Annotated in this window: 1 protein-coding gene; it reads left to right on the forward strand. The window is 72.1% G+C overall.

Features of this window, described 5'->3' with window-relative positions:
- A partial coding sequence (locus IG86_RS0138155) for an amidohydrolase family protein (protein WP_030903243.1) occupies positions 1-330 on the forward strand: 330 nt, incomplete at both ends.

A 330-nucleotide genomic window follows, 5' to 3' on the forward strand; every position in this document is an offset into this window, starting at 1 on the left:
CCGGGCCGGCAACCCCGACACCCTCGACGGCGTCGACGTCGTCGTCGGCACCGGAACCTCGATCGTCTCCGGCGAGGGCCTGATCGCCACCGCCGGCGCCGTGGACACCCACGTCCACCTGCTGTCCCCGCGCATCATGGAGGCCTCCCTCGCCGCGGGTGTCACCACCGTCATCGGCCAGGAGTTCGGCCCCGTCTGGGGCGTCGGCGTCAACTCCCCGTGGGCCCTGAAGCACGCCTTCAACGCCTTCGACGCGTGGCCGGTGAACATCGGTTTCCTCGCCCGTGGTTCCTCCTCCGACGCCGCTCCGCTGGTGGAGGCCCTGGCGGA

The sequence above is a fragment of the Streptomyces virginiae genome, assembly GCF_000720455.1.
Taxonomy (GTDB): domain Bacteria; phylum Actinomycetota; class Actinomycetes; order Streptomycetales; family Streptomycetaceae; genus Streptomyces; species Streptomyces virginiae.